A 3,625-nucleotide genomic window follows, 5' to 3' on the forward strand; every position below is an offset into this window, starting at 1 on the left:
GTGGTCCTACCCCCGTGCTTTTTGTTGCACGGGACCCACGGGTGCAACCAGCACCCGGCTTTCCCTGCGCCCTCTGTCTTCAAGGAGGGTGGAAAGTGAAGCAAAGCTCGGACGCAACGCGCCGCGAGAATGCGGACTTACATCCTCACGCTATTTGAAACTTGAATCAGAACCCACCCCACGTCGTCCCGGACTTGATCTGGGACCCATAACCACAGGCCGTTGTCGTGTGCTCCGCTGCAACCGCTCGCTCGCGCCACAACACTTCCCTGTGGTTATGGGTCCGCCTTCGCGGGGGCGACACTGATGCGAGGCGTGAGAGAATCGTAGGATGGGTAGAGCGAAGCGAAACCCATCATTCGTGCCGCTCGCTCCATCGCGATGGGTTTCGCTGCGCTCTACCCATCCTACAGGAGCTCCTACGTCGCCGCCCTCAAGTCGGCGCGTAGGCCACACGAAAATATCTGTTATCGCCGGCAACTTGCGGCAAGCTGCAAACCGCTGCAGGGCAGTTCGCAGCCGCCGCCCCGGTGCGATATTGCGGCAGATGACCGTCGAGCGAATAGACGACGCAAAGCGCGAGGCTGGCCCAGACGGCCGCGCTGAAATAAAGCGACATCCAGGCGATCTCGTCTTTCCAATGCTCGAAATCGTGCGTCACGACCCAGCGCGTGCTCACGTCGTGGAGCCCCTCGAGAAAACCGAGAAGCTTGCTGCCATCGGCGAGACCGGCCTGCCATCGGCTCAAATACATCGGGACGTCGACCGTAATGAGAAAGGCCAGATAACCGGCAATTCCCACGATCGCGACGATGAGGGCGATGCGAACCGGACCGTTGAATTCAGGCAGCAGCCGGCAAAGACCAACCCCCACAACGAAGAAGGCGATCGCCCATATCGAGTTCTCGATGGCGTTGCCCAGATAGTTGGTGGAAACCACCGCATACCACGAGAAGCACTCGGCAATGAGGATCAGGGGCACGATCAATTGCGCGGCGTTCAACGTGGTGTCCGCGCCTGTCATCCCGCCCAATTGATTGAGGATGATCGCCCACTGCACGGCAAAGCAGATCTCGGCCACGGTCGCGACCGATCGGCCAACGAAGACGCTCGATAGCCAGGTGTCGACCAGGCAGATGCGCTGAACATCCGCGCGCGGCAGCAGCGACCTGAAAGCGCAGCCAAACACATAGGCCGCGGAAAGCAGGAACATGGACTGGGTGCCGGAGCTGTTGACCAGGCCGCCCGAGGGAACTTGGTGAAACTCGCCGTACAGCAAGAACCAAAGCGCGATGTTGGCGCCGCTGATGAGGGCCAACAGACCCCACCACCGAACCACCGGATTTGGCCGCGCCCGCCACTCCATACTCATGGGGCCGTGCTCCCGCGTAGTCGAACTGACATTCGACGGTAGCAATTTTGTCACAAATCGCAACCTGATTGCGACGGTCTGACGGAGGCTTGACGCTTCTGTGACGCGGTCGACTGGGCGGCGCAACGCGCGCGGCCAGCCGGACTTAATGTGACGGAGACGCTACCTGCTCGCTCGCAGGGCGGGCGCAGGAAAAGCCGGCGACCAGTTGAGCGCAAGCCGCTGGCCGATCACGATCTCATCGGTCGACATTTTTGAAGCGACTGCGTTGCGGAACCGCGCATAGGTGTCCCGCTCGCGGCCGGTGGTTCGGGCCGCCGCGAGATTGAGCCACTTATAGGCGAGGATGAAATCCTGCGGAACGCCGTGGCCCTTGTCGTACATCAAGCCGAGCATGGCCTGCGCGAATGGGTTGCCCTGGACGGCCGCGCGGCAATAGAGATCGGCGGCGGCGTCATAGGCCTGCGGCGCGCCAAAGCCATGCTCGTACATGAAGCCGAGCAGGCCGAGTGCGGTTGCATTCTCGCGTTCGGCCAGCGGTGCAAGCTCCCGGAACGCGCTGACGTAGTCGCCGCGATGGAACGCCGCGGTCCCGCGCGAAAGACTGCTGGCCGCGACCGGCGCGGCGGCTGCCGAAAGCGCAACGGCCAAGAGCGCGAGGAGAAATCGACGCCCGGCGCGGATGCTCAGCATTCTCTGTCCTGCTCAATGGAAGCTGGTCGTGATTGCGGCGTTGGTCGGGGTCGTGGCAATGCTGCCGCGCAATTTCGATCGGAGTTCTTCCGCCACGACGTGAGCGTCGGAGCCGTCGCGGATGATCTGCGGGCGGATGAAGATGATGAGTTCGGTGCGCTGGGTCGAGTTGTTCTGGTGTCCGAAGGCATCGCCGAGGCCCGGAAGCTGGTCGAGCACCGGGATGGCGCTGCGGGTGCCGTTCTGCTGCTCGCTGATCAGGCCGGCCAGCAGCACGGTCTGGCCGTTGGCGACCGAGATCTGGCTCTTGACCCGCCGCTCCGATACCGTCGGTGTCAGGCTGTTCGCACTGGCCGCGGGCACGTTGCTGATCTCCTGCTCGACGTCGAGCCGGACATTGCCATTGACGCTGATGCGCGGCGAGACGCGGAGGATGATGCCGGTGTTGCGATAGTCGATCGTGTTGACGACGGTGTTGTTCGTCGTCAACACCGTCGCGCTTCCGGTCGACACCGGGACGACGTCGCCGACCTGCAGCGTCGCCACCTGGTTGTTGATCACCACCAGCGACGGGTTGGAGAGCACCTTGACGCTGGTGACCGCATGCAATGCATCGAGGATCAGGCTCGGCTGGGTTTCCGATCCGATCAGGAAGTTGAAGCCAGGGAAGGCCCGATTGATGAAAGCGTTGGTGACCGATCCGGCGACGGTGGCCGCCCCGGTCGTCGGGTCGGTAATTGTCGTCGGCGCCGCGGTGGCCTGGGTGTTGAGAATGGAGCCGGTGTTCGGCTTCAATCCGACATTCCGGCTCGTCAGGTAGGCCTGCACGCCATAAGACAACGTATTGTTCAGCGTGACCTCAGCAATCGTCGCATCGATCGCAACCTGGAGCTGCGGCTGGTCGATCTGCACCAGCGTGGATTCGATGATCCGGTAGTTCGCCTGGTCGGCGTAGATCAGCAGCGTGTTGTTGACGGTGTCGGGTGTGATCCGCACGTCCTGCATCATCGGCTGGCCATTTCCCGAACCGCGGCCGCTGTCGAGCGGAGCACTGCCGCCGTTCTGGTTGGCACCGGTCGGTTGCGCGCCAAGCCCGCCGTTGCCGCCGAGGCCCGCCGCGCCGTTCATGCTCAGATTGCCGCGCGAGGCAAAGCCGCCATTTGTGTTTGATCCCACATTGCCGTTGAGCGAGAGGCGATCCCCGGCGCTTGAAGTTGCCGCTATCCCGGACCCCGGCGCGATCTGGCTGTCGGCACTCTCAGTCAGGCTCGACGACGATCCGCCGAGGAACATATCCGTCAACACCCGGGCGATCTGGCGGGCATCGCCGAACTTGACGCGATAAACGTGGACGGTGGTTCGCGCGGTATCGTTTCGATCAAGCCGCTTGATCCAGGTCGCCGCGGTGCGAAGCATGTCCGGCTTCTTGGTCACCACCAACACTGCGTTGAGGCGGGCAATCGGCAGGAACTTGATGATGTTCTGACTAGGGTCTGTACCTAATTAGCGCACTCTGATTCCCTTGGACCGAACTGATTCGGCACGGGGGACTTCGATGCG

Annotated in this window: 2 protein-coding genes and 1 pseudogene; all 3 read right to left on the reverse strand. The window is 62.6% G+C overall.

The window, feature by feature from the left end:
* Positions 1–433 precede the first annotated feature (433 nt).
* Positions 434–1,372, reverse strand: coding sequence for a hypothetical protein (locus AC5ZG5_RS45775; protein ID WP_456647192.1), 939 nt, complete (start codon positions 1,370–1,372; stop codon positions 434–436).
* 162 nt (positions 1,373–1,534) lie between these two features.
* Positions 1,535–2,065, reverse strand: a complete 531-nt coding sequence (locus AC5ZG5_RS45780) for a tetratricopeptide repeat protein (protein ID WP_456647193.1) — start codon at positions 2,063–2,065, stop codon at positions 1,535–1,537.
* A gap of 12 nt (positions 2,066–2,077) precedes the next feature.
* Positions 2,078–3,553, reverse strand: a pseudogene (locus tag AC5ZG5_RS45785) (type II secretion system protein GspD); the annotation flags it as partial.
* Between the last annotated feature and the right edge of the window lie 72 nt (positions 3,554–3,625).

The organism is Bradyrhizobium sp. Ses1, assembly GCF_059512365.1.